Origin of the sequence: Bradyrhizobium sp. WBOS07 (genome assembly GCF_024585165.1) — a bacterium.
Classification (GTDB): domain Bacteria; phylum Pseudomonadota; class Alphaproteobacteria; order Rhizobiales; family Xanthobacteraceae; genus Bradyrhizobium; species Bradyrhizobium japonicum_B.
The window spans coordinates 5,886,504-5,901,520 of sequence record NZ_CP029008.1 but is presented as its reverse complement, the minus strand read 5'-3'; the positions used below and the strand labels follow the sequence as shown (position 1 = coordinate 5,901,520).

Sequence of the window (15,017 nt, the reverse complement as noted above, 5' to 3'; positions counted from 1 at the left end):
ACAGCGCGCCCACGACCAACCGCCCCTACCCTTTCTTCTCCTGAGCCGCTGCGGTCTGCTTGACGAGCGCCTCTTCGAAGGCCTTCTCCAGCGATGCCGCATAGACCTTGAACTCGCCGGGATCGACGAACGGATTGGGTCCGCCGCCGGCGAGCTTGGCGCGCTTCTCGGCCATCTTATACATCTCGGGATGAGGAGCCAGCAGGATGTCGACCTTCATGTCCTTGGCGCGCGCAAAGGTCTTGCGATAGTCGTCAACGATGCCGGAATAGGTCGGGCTGCCGACAAGCCTGTTCAGCGCGACCGTGCCGCTGCAGAAGATCAGCACCGAGCGTGTTGCATCGCCATCCTTCACCGAGAATGCCCAGCTGGTGCAGCCCGGCGAATGGCCGGGCGTCTCGCGCGCCGTTAGCGTAACGCTGCCGACAGCGACGGTATCGCCCTCACGCACCGTTCGGTCCACTTTCACCGGCGGAAAGTCGAGCGCCTTCTCCTCCTGCGCACCCGGATAATAGCCGCCTTCGAGCAAGGGCTTATCGGCCTCGCCCGCAACCATCTGCGCGCCGCTCGCCTGCTTCAACTCGGCAAAGCCGCCGGTGTGGTCGATATGGGCGTGGGTATTGATGAGATACTTGATGTCGCTGATCTTGAAGCCGAGCTTCTCGATGCTCGTCCTGATCTGCGACGTCGATTCCGGCATCACGGTATCGACCAGAATATGCCCCTGGGGCGATGTGATCAGGTAGGACGCCAGTCCGTTGGTGCCGACATAGTAGACGTTGTCGATGATCTTGAAGGGCTCGGTCGGTTCGTTCCATTTCGCCCTGAGCGTGTTGAGCAGATCCTTCACCGTCTGGGCTTGCGCAGCGCCTGACAGCGGCAGCAGCGCAACGAATGCGATGATTAATTTTCTCACGTTCCGTCCCTTTGCTTTTCTTGATTTGACGGGCTGTTGTCGCAGTGAAGCGGCCGGTCCCTGAGCAAAGAATGCCGGCTTCCTTTGGAAGCCGGCATCCCCCTGTACTGCCAGCGCCGTATGAACTACGCCGCGTTGAAGCCGGCGACAGCCTTCACTTCGAGGAAATCCTCGAGGCCGAACTTGCCCCACTCGCGGCCGTTGCCGGACTGCTTGTAGCCGCCGAACGGCGCGGTGCGGTCGTTGGGCACGCCCTGGAGGTTGACGTTGCCGGCGCGGATCTGGCGGCCGACGCGCTTGGCGTCCTCGACCGACGGACCATAGACGTAGCCGGCAAGGCCATAGGGCGTATCGTTCGCGATCTTGACCGCGTCGGCTTCGTCCTTGGCGCCGATGATGGTCAGCACCGGTCCGAAGATCTCTTCGCGCGCGATCGTCATGTCGGGCGTGACGTCCGCGAAGATGGTCGGACGGACATAGAACCCCTTGTTGACGCCTTCGGGCAGACCCGGGCCGCCGGCGACGAGCGTTGCGCCCTCATCGATGCCCTTCTTGATCAGGCCCTGGATCTTGTCCCACTGGCCACGGTTGACCACCGGGCCGATGGTGGTGCCTTCGGCGCGGGGATCGCCCGCCTTGGTCTTGTCGGCGACGGCCTTCGCGATCGCGGCGACTTCCTTCATCTTGGACAGCGGCACGATCATGCGCGAGGGCGCGTTGCAGGACTGGCCGGAATTGTTGAACATGTGCATCACGCCGCCGGTCACCGCCTTGGTGAGGTCGGCGCCTTCGAGGATGACGTTCGGCGACTTGCCGCCGAGCTCCTGGCTGACGCGCTTCACGGTCGGCGCTGCGCGCTTGGCGACGTCGATGCCGGCGCGGGTCGAGCCGGTGAAGGAGATCATGTCGATATCAGGATGCTCGCTCATGGCGGCGCCGACCTCGGGGCCGAGGCCGTTGACGAGGTTGAACACGCCCTTGGGCACGCCGGCTTCATGGAGGATTTCCGCGAAGATCAGCGCCGAGGTCGGGGTGAATTCCGACGGCTTCAAAATCATGGTGCAGCCGGCGGCGAGCGCGGGCGCGACCTTGCAGGCGATCTGATTGAGCGGCCAGTTCCAGGGCGTGATCATGCCGACCACGCCGATCGGCTCGCGCAGCACCATGGCGGTGCCGACCGGCTCCTCGAAATGATAGTTCTTGAGCACGTCGAGCGTGGTCATGAGATGACCGAGGCCGGCGCCGGCCTGGAGCTTCTCCGCCATCGGCAACGGCGCGCCCATCTCGTCGGAGACGGCGGCGCCGATCTCCTTGAGGCGGCCCTTGTAGACCTCGATGACCTTGCTGAGCAGCGCGACGCGCTCATCGCGGCTGGTCTGGGAGAAGGTCGCGAAGGCGCGCTTGGCGGCGGCAACCGCCTTGTCCACGTCGGCCTTGGAGCCCAGCGCAACCTCGTACATCGCCTCTTCCGTCGCGGGATTGACCACGGCGGTGGACTTCTTGACGACCGGATCGACCCAGGCGCCGTCGATGTAGAATTGCATGCGATTGACCATCGTTAACCTCTTCTTGGGGGCTTGGAGGGGGCGTTTCGGCCGGCATCCTTGCACGAAAGCGCCGGCAATTGAACCCGCCATATGCGGGCCAGCGTTGCGGCGGACACGCGGAATATGGGACGCGATTTGAAGCGAGGCAAGCGGCTCTGGGTCCCGGCTCGACGTCGCGACATTTCATGTCGCGCCGCGTCCGGGACACGAGATTGTAACGAGTCCAGACAGTCTCGTGCCCCGGACGCAGCGCAGCACTTCTTCAGTGATGCGCCGCAGAGCCGGGGCCCATGCGCATGGTTACCCCGACTACACCGCCATCTTCCGATGCAGCACCGGTGCGCCCACGGTGAGGCTTTCGGCCGCATCAATGATTGCGTTGGCGTCAATGCCGTAGTGCCGATAGAGGTCCGCAATGCTGCCGGTCTGGCCGAATTGCTCGACGCCGAGCGCCTCGACGCGATGGCCGCGGACGCCGCCGAGCCAGCCGAGCGCTGACGGGTGGCCGTCGATCACGGTCACGATGCCGCAGTCGCGCGGCAGCGGCGCCAGCAGTTTTTCGATGTGACTGAGATGCTGCACGCCGCGGCGGTCGCGGCGCAATTTCCGCGCCGCGGTCCATCCAGCGTGCAGACGGTCGGCCGAGGTGATCGCGAGTAGGCCGACATCGCGGCGGCTCTCGCCGACGAAACCGGTGGCCTCGATCGCCTCGGGCGCGACCGCGCCGGTATAGGCGATCACGACTTCGGCATTCGGGCCCGGCTTGCGCAGCCAGTACGCACCGTCGGTGATGCCCTGCTGCAGCTCCGGTGTCATGATCCGCTGCGCCTGCTCGATGCTGCGCGTCGATAGCCGCAAATAGACCGAGCCACCCTCGCCCGGCTCGCGCTGCATGTGCTGGAAACCCCACCCCATGATCACGGCGAGCTCATCGACGAAGGCCGGCTCGAACGAGGCGAGCCCATCCTGCGCCATGCCGATCAAGGGCGTCGCGATCGACTGATGTGCGCCGCCCTCGGGCGCGAGCGTGATGCCGGACGGCGTCGCCGCCACCATGAAGCGGGCATCCTGATAACAGGCGTAGTTCAGCGCATCGAGCCCGCGCTCGATGAAGGGATCGTAGAGCGTGCCGACCGGCAAGAGCCGCTCGCCGTTGATCTGGTGCGAGAGGCCGAGCGCCGAGAGCATGATGAAAAGGTTCATCTCGGCGATGCCGAGCTCCAGATGCTGGCCCTTGGGCGAGGCGTCCCAATTGTAGGTGGAGGGAATTTTCTCGCTGCGGAATAAGTCGACCTTCTCGGCGCGCGCGAACAGGCCGCGCCGGTTCACCCAGGGGCCGAGATTGGTCGAAACGGTGACGTCGGGCGAGGTCGTGACGATGCGCCTCGCCAGCTCGCTATCGCTGCGCGCGATCTCGTTGAGCACGAGGCCAAAGCCCTGCTGGGTCGACATCTGCGACGACGGCTTGAAGGCAAGCTGCTGCGGCACCTCGACGACCGGCGCATTCAGCCGGCGACCGTCCTGATTGAACGGCACCTGCGCGAGGAAAGCTTCCAGCTCAGCCGCATCCTGCGTCAGCCCTTCAAACTTGTCCCATTCATAGCCGGGCCGGATGTTCTGGCTGTCGCGATATTTTTCCATCTGCGCGACCGTCATCAGGCCGGCATGGTTGTCCTTGTGGCCCTGGAACGGCAGGCCGACGCCCTTGATGGTGTAGGCGATGAAGCAGACCGGACGGTCGTGGTCGATGGAGTCGAACGCCTCCAGCATGCTCGCCATATCGTGGCCGCCGAGATTCGACATCAGCGCAAGCAGTTCGTCGTCGCTGCGCTTGTCGATCAGCTTCGTGATCGGGCCCTGGTCGCCGATCTCGTCATGCAGATGCTTGCGGAAGGCAGCGCCGCCCTGGAAGCACAACGCCGCATAGAGCGCGTTCGGGCAATTGTCGATCCAGCGCTTCAAGGCTTCGCCGCCGGGCTCGGCAAAGGCCTCGCGCATCAGGCGGCCGTATTTCACGATCACCACGTCCCAGCCGAAATTGCGGAACATAGTCTCGAACTTTTCCCACAGCCCCTCGCGCACGACGGCATCGAGCGACTGGCGGTTATAGTCGACCACCCACCAGGTGTTGCGCAGGCCGTGCTTCCAGCCTTCGGCCAACGCCTCCCAGATATTGCCCTCGTCCATCTCGGCGTCGCCGACCAGGGCAATCATGCGACCTTCGCGGCGATCCTTCATCCAGCCATGCGCCTTGACGTAGTCCTGCACCAGCGAAGAAAACAGCGTCTGGGCGACGCCGAGGCCGACCGAGCCGGTGGAGAAATCGACGTCGTCGACGTCCTTGGTGCGCGAGGGATAGGACTGCGCGCCCTTGAAGCCGCGAAAGTTCTCCAGCTTGTCGCGGCTCTGCCGGCCGAACAGATATTGGATGGCGTGGAACACCGGGCTCGCATGCGGCTTCACCGCGACGCGATCCTCCGGGCGCAGCACGTGGAAGTACAGCGCCGACATGATGGTCGCGAGCGAGGCCGAGGAGGCCTGGTGCCCGCCGACCTTGAGGCCGTCCGCATTGGCGCGGATGTGGTTGGCATGGTGGATGGTCCAGGACGACAGCCACAGCGCCTTGCGGCTGAGGGCGGTCAATGTGTCCAGACGGGCGGAATCGACGGGCATGGCGATGCTCCGGAATCTGATCCGCCGATCATACCCTTGCGGGGGTCGCCAAATATCTCAATTTCTTGCGGCACATCTGACTAAATTGGGATAATTTCCCACAGTTCCGCCAGAAATGCAGGTTTCATCCCAATGCCAGACCTCGACACCATCGACCGCAAGATTCTCGCCCTGCTGCAGGCCGACAGCCGCATGACCATGCAGGAGCTCGCCGACAAGGTCGGCCTGTCGGTCTCGCCCTGCCATCGCCGGGTCAAGCTGCTGGAGGAGCGCGGCGTCATTTCGCGCTATGTCGCGACCGTGGACCAGAAGGCGCTCGGCCTGCACGTCAGCGTCTTCATCTCGATCAAGCTGGCGCGGCAGAAGGAGGAGGACCTCAACCGCTTCGCCCGCGCGATCTCGAAATGGGACGAGGTCCTGGAGTGCTATCTGATGACCGGCAACCGCGACTATCTGCTCCGCGTGGTGGCCGCCGACCTCGCCTCCTACGAGACGTTCCTCAAGACCAAGCTGACCCGGCTCGATGGCATCGCCTCGATCGAGTCGAGCTTTGCGCTGAGCCAGGTGAAATATTCGATCGCGCTGCCGGTGTGAGCTGCGTCAGCGGGGTCGCACGTTGTCACATGGTCGCAACAAACGCCACCGATGGTCGTTGTGGCTGGTATCCGAGCCGAGAGAGGGGCCCATGACCGCAGCCGACCGCAAATCCGAGATCTCCAAGCGCGCCCGCATCATCCAGGAAATGGCCGACGATCTCGACGAGGAACTGGAGATGGAGCTGGATGATGCCCGTCTCGACGAGCTCCTCGACGAGACCGGAACGCTGAAACCGGCGGTCGACCGCAGGCTCTATTTCCGGGAGTTGCTTCGCCTCCAGGGCGAGTTGATCAAGCTCCAGGACTGGGTGCAGAGCGAGAAGAAGAAGGTCGTGGTGCTGTTCGAGGGCCGCGATGCCGCCGGCAAGGGCGGCGTGATCAAGCGCATCACCCAGCGCCTCAATCCCCGCATCTGCCGCGTCGCGGCGCTTCCGGCGCCGAACGAGCGCGAGCGCACGCAATGGTATTTCCAGCGCTACGTCGCGCACCTGCCGGCCGGCGGCGAGATCGTGCTGTTCGATCGTAGCTGGTACAACCGCGCCGGCGTCGAGCGCGTGATGGGCTTCTGCTCGGAGGACGAATATCAGGAGTTCTTCAAGACAGTGCCGGAGTTCGAGCGCATGCTGATCCGCTCCGGCATCATCCTGGTCAAGTACTGGTTCTCGATCACCGACGACGAGCAGCAGTTCCGCTTCACCATGCGCATCAAGGATCCCCTGAAGCAGTGGAAGCTGAGCCCGATGGACGTGGAGTCACGCAGTCGCTGGGAGGCTTACACCAAGGCGAAGGAGACGATGCTGGAGCACACGCATCTGCCGGATAGCCCGTGGTGGATCGTCGATGCCGTGGACAAGAAGCGCGCCCGGCTCAACTGCATCGCACATCTATTGACTCAGATCCCGTACCAGGAGGTCGTGCGGGCTCCGGTGACGCTGCCGCCGCGCGTGCGCAATCCCGACTATCAGCGCGGCCCGGTCCCGCCGGAGATGTATGTGCCGGCGAAATATTGAGACCGCTACCGCCACGGCTGCACGATGATCTTGGTGTGCGCTTCGGGATTGGCAAGGTCGGCGAACGCCTTGGCGACGCCATCGAGGCCGACCTCGGCCGTCACCATGGCGGCGGCGTCGACCTGCCCTTCGGCGATCAGGCGCAGTGAGCTTGCGAACTCCTCCGGCGTGTAGCCGAGCACGTACTGGACGTTCAGCTCCTTCATGATGCCGAGCATCGGCTCGTTTCTGTCGCTCTCCATGCAGACGCCGACCACGACGATCCTGGCATCGCGCGGCGCGCCCTCGAACACCTGCTGGAGCAGGCCGGGCACGCCGACACATTCGAAGATGATCGCGGGCTTCAGCGCCGGCAGCATCGCCTGGAGCGGCGGCCGTGCCGCCTTCTCCGCGTCCGACATCTGCGCGTGCTCGGCCCAGGTCGCATAGGGCTGCGACGCCCTGGGATCGACGACGACATCGGCGCCGAGCCTGGCTGCGAGCGCGCGCCGCGCCGGCGAATAATCGGCGGCGACGATGGGATGCAGCCCCCTCAGCTTCAGCGCGGCGATCACCGCAAGCCCGACCGGGCCGCAGCCGATCACCAGCGGCACCTCGCCGCCACGGATATTGGCTTTCGCCACGGCGTGGACGCCGACGGCAAGCGGCTCGGTCAGCGCGGCATGTTCCGGCGCCAGACCATTGGGCACTTCGAGCAGCAGCGCTTCGCTGAGCAGCATCGCCTCGGCATAGCCGCCGATATTGTCGTTGGAATAGCCGATGCCTTCGATCCCCCCAGGCGTCAGCAGCGCCGGCAGCGAGCAGACGCGGGTGCCAGGCTTGAGCTTGCGTGCGGTGCCGGGGCCGAAGTCCACGATCTCGCAGCAGAACTCGTGGCCGAACACGACGTCGCGGGAGAGGTCCATCGGCTTGCGGCCGGTCTTTTGCGCCATCTCCGCCAAGCGATGGGCGTGCTGGCGCGCGTGCAGGTCGGAGCCGCAGATGCCGCAGGCCAGCGTCTTGACCAGCACCTGGCCGGCGCCGGGCCTGGGCTCGGCCATCTCCCCAACGACAATCTCACCGTTCCTGAAAATCGCCGCGCGCATCCGGCTCCTCCCGTTTTCGTTGGCGCCATTGATAGCACGAAGCGGAAGGTGCGAACTTGCGTCAGGGGTTCGGGGAACGCTCTTCCAAGACCAGCAGCTGGGCTCGCCGGACCCGCTCGCGATGGGCGATGTAGAGGCCGCTCGCGACGATGAAGGCGGCGCCGACCACGGTCCAGACGTCAGGGACCTCGCCGAAGATGAAGAAGCCCAGAATGCTGACCCAGAGCAGCTGCGTGTAGGAGAACGGCGCCAGCACCGAGGCATCGCCGTAGCGATAGGCCAGCACGATGATCCACTGGCCGACGGTCGAGGCAACGCCGATCACGATGCCGAGGCCGATTGCCGTCCAGCTCGGCGTGACCCAGACGAACGGCACCATGACGCTGAGGATCGCCACGCCGGTCAGCGCGGAATAGGCCATGGTGGTGAGCACGGCTTCGCGGCCGCTCATCATCCGTGTCAGGATCAGCGCGGCGGCCCAGCAGAATGCCGAGATGATGGGGAAGAAGGCGGCGGCATGAAACGCGCTGGTGCCCGGCCGCAGGATGATCAGAACGCCCGTCAGGCCGATCGCGGTCGCGATCCAGCGCCGCATGCCGACCTTCTCGCTGAGGAAAATGATCGACAGCGCGGTGACGAACAGCGGCGAGACGAAGCCGGTGGCGGAGGCTTCGGCGATGGGCAGAAATGCAAGACCGGTGATGAAGAACAGCGAGGAGCCGAGCAGTGCGGCGCCGCGCATCAATTGCAGGCCGAGCCGCTCCGTGCGCATCGCATGCAGCGGCGAGCCCGGCAGCATCACCGGCGTGAACAGCAGCGCGAACGTGACGAAGCGAATCCAGGTGATCTCGATCGAGGGCAGGCTGGTCGACAGATATTTCGCGGTGACGTCGGAGCAGCCCAGGAAGATCGTGGAGAGCAACACCAGCGCGATGCCCTTGAAGGGATGATCGACGCGCGCAGGCGCGCGGCGGGCCTTCTGCTTCTTCTCCGGCACGGGCATGGGAATAGTGTCGAGCCTTGCGGCTGCGGCGGGCGGCGGTGTCACGGCAGGAACCCGGGCAAATGCGAATCGAGGAACGGTTGTAAAAAACGCCAAATGCGCCGTGTTCACAACTTCCGAAAACAGGATGCCGATATGCGCGGGCCGCCGCGCGCGTCAATGCTCCGTTAATAATGAGCGTTTGTGCACTACAGCATGGGCAGGCTGCGCGGCTTCGCCCCGCGCGGAAACGCCGCATCGAGCGCTGCAATCTCCTCCTTCGTCAGCACGAGGTCGCCGGCCGCCGCATTCTCGCCGGCATGTTCCGCCGATGACGCCTTCGGAATCGCGAACACCGTAGTCGCACGGGTGAGGAAGCTCAGCGCGACCTGACGCGGCGTCGCGCGACGCGCCTCTGCGATGCGCGCCAGCACGGCGCCGCCCTTGCTGCGCGCATCCGGGAAATCATCGTGGCCGAAGGGGGAATAGGCGACCACCGCGACGCCGTGCGTCTCGCACCAGGGGATCACCGCATGCTCGATGGCGCGTTCCTTCAGATGATAGAGCACCTGATTGCAGGCGATCCGGCCTTTGCCGGAGACTTCGAGAATCTCGTCGAGATCGTCGGCGTCGAAATTGGAAACGCCCCAGGACTTGATCTTGCCTGCTTGCACCAGCTCCTCGAACGCGGCCACCGTATCCTGCAACGGATAGGAACCGCGCCAATGCAGGAGGTAGCAGTCGAGACGATCGGTCTTGAGCCGCTTCAGCGAGCGCTCGCAGGCAGTGATGGTTCCGCGGCGCGAGGCGTTGCTCGGCAGCACCTTGGAGACCAGGAACACCTCGTCGCGACGTCCCGCGATGGCATCGGCAATGACGAGCTCCGCATCGCCATACATCTCGGCGGTGTCGATATGCGTCATGCCTAGATCGAGCCCGCGCTGAAGCGCAGCGATCGCGCGTTTGCGGTCGCCGTGGTCGAGATACCAGGTGCCCTGCCCGATGACGGAAACGTCGGCGCCGGTTCGGCCGAAAGGTTTTGCGTTCATGCTCGCTCCGCTGTGGTTCTTCAGCTCAGCCAACCGCTACCGAGCTCACGGGTTCAATCCGCTGATGTCGGCGACCAGAATGCTGCCGGTCGACGACTCCGTGATATAGAGTCTGTCTTTCCCGGCGCCACCGATCGCGACGTTGGTGCAATTCGGCCCCGCGCACGACTTGATCCGCGCGATCAGTTCGCCGTTGGGGGCGAACACGAAAACGTGGCCGAGCGAGGCGTGGCCAACGAACAAGCGGCCCTTCGCATCCATCGTCATGCCGTCGGGACCGCTGGTGCCGAACAGCGAGCAGAAGCGGCCGACCTTGGACACGCTGCCGTCCTTCATGAACGGCAGCCGCCACACCGCGTTGTCGCGCGTCATTGCCACGAACAGCACGGTTTCGGTCGGATCGAGCACCAGGCCGTTGGGGCTGATGCCGGTGTCGATCAGGCAATCGAGCCGGCCGTTCGATGCCAGCCGATAGACCCGGCCGCTCGGGTCATGCAGGCCGGTCTGGCCCTGATCGGTGAAAAAGATATCGCCGTTGGAGGCCAGATGCAGATCGTTGCAGCCGCGAAACGATTCCGAATTGCGCGCGGTCAGGACGGGCGTCACGCGGCCGGCTCTGGCATCGAGCTCCATGATGCCGTGCATGTAATCGGCAACCAGAATGCGGCCGTCGGCGGCGATCTTCAGCCCGTTCGGCCATCCCTCGTACTCGATCACCAGCGACCATTCCCCGTCGGGCGCGACGCGAAAGATGCGACCGAAGGGAATATCGACGATGTAGAGGTTGCCGTCCGTGTCGAAGGATGGCCCTTCGATGAAACTGTCGGTCGGCACATGTGGCCGGTTGGCATCGGCCCAATCGCTCCGTACCCCCTTGCGGCGGAACTTGTCAGGCATGGCGGAGAACAGCGTGGTTTCGATCAGCCGCGGCGGCGTTTCCAGGTACATCATTTGTTGTTGTGATTGTTGAGGGAGAGCGCGCGGCAGCATAGGGCACTATCGAAGGCGCGTCGATTGGGCCGGCATGCCTACTTTCCACGCCACACCCGTGTCCCGGACGCGCTGCAGCGTGAAACGCTGCTGCGCAGAGCCGGGACCCAGAAAAGCCAGGCGCTCGCTGCAACATGGGCCCCGGCTCTGCAGCGCACCGTCGAAGAGACGCTGCGCTGGGTCCGGGGCACGAGACGGCTCTTGGTCCTGAGAAGAGAGATCTAACCCGCCGCGCCGGCGAGCTTGACTTCTTTCACCGGCACATCCGTCGCCGCAATCAGACGCTTCAACTCGGGGATGCAGGAGCCGCAATTGGTGCCGGCCTTGAGCTCGGCACCGATCTCGGCCGCCGTGCGCGCGCCGGCGGCAATCGTGTCGCAGATGGTGCCGCGGCCGACGCCGAAGCAGGCGCAGACGATCGGCCCGGTCGAGGCCGCCCCCTCCGTCGACTTGCCCGAGAGCAGCATACGGCGCTGCTCGTCGCTGACGTGATCGGCAGCAAAGGCAGTCTTGACCACCTCCCAATCGCCGGCGTCATGCCCGGGGCCGACGAACAGGCAGGCCTCGATGCGGTCTCCGGCAAAGGAGGCGGCCCGATAGATGCCGCCGCCAAAATCGCGATATTCGGCGACGTCCTCGCCGGCGACCCCGTCGAGCCAAGCCGGCCAGCGCGACAGATCCGCGTTGTCGGCGAACAGATAACCGAAGCCACCGGCGACCGTGACGCGGGTCCACAACACGTTTGATGGAAGGTCGAGCTGCTGCCGCGACAGCGCAAAGCCGCGGAAGACGAATTCATACGGCGCGATCGCGGCCGGCGTCGCCTTCGATTCCGGCTGTCCGGAGAACGGATCGGTGAACGACTGCACCAGCGCCCCGACGCGGCCGTGCGAAGCATTCATCGCGCTCCAGTGGATCGGCACGAACAAGGCGCCGCGCTGCTGTCGTTCGCTGAGGACCACCCTCAGGATGCACTGTCCGTAGTCGGTGGTGATGCGGGCAAAGCCGTCGTGAACGATGCCGTATTTCCTGGCGTCATCGGGATGGATCTCGACGAACGGCTCGGGCAGATGCGCGCCGAGCCGCTGACTGAGGCCGGTGCGCGTCATGGTGTGCCACTGATCGCGGATGCGTCCGGTGTTGAGCCTGAGGGGGCGCGAGGGACCGGTCTCGCTGCGCAGTAACGGCACCTCCGGGGCAACGAAGCGGCCTCTGCCGTCATTGGTGAAGAAGCCGCCGCTCGCGAAGAAACGCTCGCCGGGCGCGCCACCGTCGCGCACCGGCCATTGCACCGGCTTCAGGGCGTCGAAGCCCTCGTCGGACAGCGAGGTCAGCGCGCCAATGTCGAAATCGCGGCTGCCATCATTCTCGAATGCCGAGAGCGCGGCGTGCTCGCGGAAGATCTCGGCGGCCGATTTGTAGTTGAAACTGTCGCCGAAGCCGAGACGCTTTGCGGTCTCGCTCAGGATCCACCAATCGGGGCGCGCCTCGCCCGGCGCCGGCAGGAACGAGCGCTGGCGCGAGATGCGGCGTTCGGAATTGGTCACCGTGCCCGACTTCTCGCCCCAGGCCAGCGCCGGCAGCAGCACGTGCGGACCGGCCTCGACGGTGTCGTTGGACAGCACGTTCTCGGAGACCACGAACAGCTCGAGCTTCTTCAACGCCTCGCGCACGAAGTCCGCATCCGGCAGCGACACCGCGGGGTTGGTGCCCATCACCCAGAGCGCCTTGACCTCCCCGCGGTTGATGGCCTCGAACAATTGCACCGCCTTCAGCCCCTCATGGGTGGCGATGCGCGGCGCCTTCCAGAACCGCCTGACACGATCGATGTCGGGCGGCGTGAAGCCCATATGGGCGGCGAGCATGTTGGCGAGGCCGCCGACCTCGCGGCCGCCCATCGCATTGGGCTGGCCGGTGAGCGAGAACGGGGAGGCGCCCGGCTTGCCGATCCGCCCCGTCGCCAGATGGCAGTTCAGGATCGCGTTGACCTTGTCGGTGCCCTGCGCCGACTGGTTGACTCCTTGCGAATAGAGCGTGACCACGCGCGGCGTCTCGCGAAACATCCTGAAGAAGGTGGCGACGTCCTGCTCGGACAGGCCCGTGGCGAGCGCCGTCGCGCGGACGCTGCCGGCGATGCTCCGCGCACGCGCCAGCGCGTCCTCGAAGCCCGACGTGTGGTTCGCGACGTAATCGGCGTCCAACGCGCCGTTGTCGACGAGATCGACGAACAGCCCGGAGAAGAGTGCCGTGTCGGTGCCCGGCTTGAGGCCGAGAAACAAGTCGACGTCATCGGCGGTATCGGTGCGGCGCGGATCGATCACGATCATCCGTGCGCCCCGCTCGTGCCGGTTCTTCAGCATGCGCTGGAACAGCACCGGATGGCACCAGGCCGCATTCGAGCCGACGAAGACGAGCAGATCGGCCTGGTCGAGATCCTCGTAGCAGCCGGGCACGGTGTCGGCGCCGAAGGCGCGGCGATGACCGGCGACGGAGGACGACATGCAGAGCCGCGAATTCGTGTCGACGTTGGCCGTGCCGACAAAGCCCTTCATCAGCTTGTTGGCGACGTAATAGTCCTCGGTGAGGAGCTGGCCGGAGAGATAGAACGCGACCGCGTCGGCGCCGTCGCGGGCTGCGATGTGCTGCATGCGATGGGCGACGTGATCGAGCGCATCGCTCCAGGCGACGCGTTCCAGCACGCCCTTGCAGCGGATCATCGGATAGAGCAGCCGGTTTTCCAGTCCGACGGTCTCGCCAAGCGCCGAGCCCTTGGAGCAGAGCCTGCCGAAATTGGCGGGATGATCAAGATCGCCCGCGATCGCCGCGCCACCCTTGCCGTCGGGCGTCGCAAGTACGCCGCAACCGACGCCGCAATAGGGACAGGTCGTCTTGGTGGCGCGGAGCGAGGGATCGATTGCCGTCATGTCGAACTGCCTTGTCAAGCCGGCCGGTCACGCCGCCCTGGGAGGACGCGCGGGCGCGCGGCCGAACATCATGTCGGTGCGGATCGCCGCCACCTTGTCGCCATTGCGGATCAGCTCGAGATACCAGAGCGCATCGGCGTTATCGCCGATCAGCACCGCACCGGTGAGCCGGCCGTCCGCGATCACCAGCTTCTTGTAGGTGCCGCGCCTGCGGTCGGTCAGCACCAGGCTCTCGCTGCCCTCCCCGCCCATGAAGTCGCCGGCGGAGAACACGCTGACGCCGGACACCTTCAGATTGGTCGAGACCACGCTGCCCTGATAGGCGGCAGGCCGGCCGGCCAGGTGCCGCGCCAGCACCCGCGCCTGCTCGTAGGCGGGCTCGACCAGGCCGTAGCAAGTGCCGCGATGCTCGGCACACTCGCCGAGCGCGAAAATGTCGGACGAGGACGTCTGCATGACGTCGTTGACGACCACGCCGCGATTGACGGCTATGCCCGCCTCTTTCGCCAGCGCGACGTTCGGCCTGATACCGGCAGCGAAGATCACGGCGTCGGCCTCGATACGGCTGCCATCGGCAAGCTCGACGGCCTCGACATGTCCATCGCCATGGATGCGGACGGTCGAGGCGTTGAGCAGGACGCGGATGCCCTTGCGCTCGACCAGCGTCTTGAGCAGATCGGCAGCCGGCCCGTCGAGCTGGCGCTCCATCAAACGGTCCATCAGATGCAGCAGCGTCACCGGCGCCCCCGCCTTGGCGAGGCCGTAGGCTGCTTCAAGTCCGAGCAGGCCGCCGCCGACGACGACGACGCGCTTCCTGGCCGCGGCCAGCGTCAGCAAGAGGTCGACGTCGCGGGTGTCGCGAAAGGTGTGCACGCCGGCGAGGTCGGCGCCCGGCAAATTGAGCCGCAGCGGCGTCGATCCCGTGGCGAGCACGAGCTTGGAATATTCCATGCTCTCCTCGCCCTCGATCTTGAGCTCGCGGCGGCCGACATCGATTTCGGTGACGCGATAGCCGTAGCGCACGGTGACGCCGCGATGGCGCCACCAGTCCGCCGGCCGCAGCTCGATCTCGTGCGAACCGGTCTCGCCGGCCAGCACGGATGAGAGCAGCACGCGATTGTAAGCGAGCCGCGGCTCCTCGCCGATCACGGCGACCGCGTAGCGGCCGAGCGCGGTCTTGGCGAGCTCGTCGACCAGACGCGCGGCCGCCATACCGTTACCGACGATGACCAGCGGTTCACTCAC

General features: G+C 65.4%; 11 protein-coding genes. 2 read left to right on the top strand and 9 right to left on the bottom strand.

Annotated elements, in window-relative coordinates; translation table 11 throughout:
* Positions 1-25: 25 nt before the first annotated feature.
* The 3 genes from bla to DCM79_RS28055 form a co-directional block, all read right to left on the bottom strand.
* A complete protein-coding gene (bla, locus tag DCM79_RS28065) occupies positions 26-916 on the bottom strand; it encodes a subclass B3 metallo-beta-lactamase (RefSeq protein ID WP_257177319.1) in 891 nt (296 codons plus the stop codon).
* Between the two features lie 125 nt (positions 917-1,041).
* Positions 1,042-2,472, bottom strand: coding sequence for an aldehyde dehydrogenase family protein (locus DCM79_RS28060; protein WP_028135169.1), 1,431 nt, complete (start codon positions 2,470-2,472; stop codon positions 1,042-1,044).
* A gap of 300 nt (positions 2,473-2,772) precedes the next feature.
* Positions 2,773-5,136 (bottom strand): transketolase, encoded by a 2,364-nt coding sequence (locus DCM79_RS28055; RefSeq protein ID WP_257177318.1) that lies wholly within the window; start codon positions 5,134-5,136, stop codon positions 2,773-2,775.
* Positions 5,137-5,268: 132 nt separating this feature from the next.
* On the opposite strand from DCM79_RS28055, the gene DCM79_RS28050 reads away from it, so the two are divergent.
* Together DCM79_RS28050 and ppk2 are read left to right on the top strand one after the other, a co-directional pair.
* A complete protein-coding gene (locus DCM79_RS28050; RefSeq protein WP_257177317.1) occupies positions 5,269-5,730 on the top strand; it encodes an Lrp/AsnC family transcriptional regulator in 462 nt (153 codons plus the stop codon).
* Between the two features lie 91 nt (positions 5,731-5,821).
* Entirely contained in the window at positions 5,822-6,742 is a 921-nt protein-coding gene (ppk2, locus tag DCM79_RS28045) for a polyphosphate kinase 2 (RefSeq protein ID WP_257177316.1), read from the top strand.
* A gap of 5 nt (positions 6,743-6,747) precedes the next feature.
* Here ppk2 and DCM79_RS28040 read toward each other — a convergent pair whose 3' ends face one another.
* From DCM79_RS28040 to DCM79_RS28015, 6 genes are all read right to left on the bottom strand, one after another.
* Entirely contained in the window at positions 6,748-7,827 is a 1,080-nt protein-coding gene (locus DCM79_RS28040) for a zinc-binding dehydrogenase (RefSeq protein ID WP_257177315.1), read from the bottom strand.
* Between the two features lie 61 nt (positions 7,828-7,888).
* Positions 7,889-8,830: a DMT family transporter gene (locus DCM79_RS28035; RefSeq protein ID WP_257180868.1), complete on the bottom strand. Its 942-nt coding sequence runs from the start codon at positions 8,828-8,830 to the stop codon at positions 7,889-7,891.
* 188 nt (positions 8,831-9,018) lie between these two features.
* Positions 9,019-9,858: an aldo/keto reductase gene (locus DCM79_RS28030; protein ID WP_257177314.1), complete on the bottom strand. Its 840-nt coding sequence runs from the start codon at positions 9,856-9,858 to the stop codon at positions 9,019-9,021.
* Between the two features lie 45 nt (positions 9,859-9,903).
* Positions 9,904-10,806 carry an SMP-30/gluconolactonase/LRE family protein gene (locus DCM79_RS28025; RefSeq protein ID WP_257180867.1) on the bottom strand — a complete coding sequence of 301 codons (903 nt, stop codon included), beginning with the start codon at positions 10,804-10,806 and terminating at the stop codon, positions 9,904-9,906.
* Between the two features lie 263 nt (positions 10,807-11,069).
* Complete coding sequence (locus tag DCM79_RS28020) at positions 11,070-13,772, bottom strand: nitrate reductase (RefSeq protein WP_257177313.1); 2,703 nt, start codon at positions 13,770-13,772, stop codon at positions 11,070-11,072.
* Between the two features lie 27 nt (positions 13,773-13,799).
* Positions 13,800-15,017 carry an NAD(P)/FAD-dependent oxidoreductase gene (locus tag DCM79_RS28015; RefSeq protein ID WP_257177312.1) on the bottom strand — a complete coding sequence of 406 codons (1,218 nt, stop codon included), beginning with the start codon at positions 15,015-15,017 and terminating at the stop codon, positions 13,800-13,802.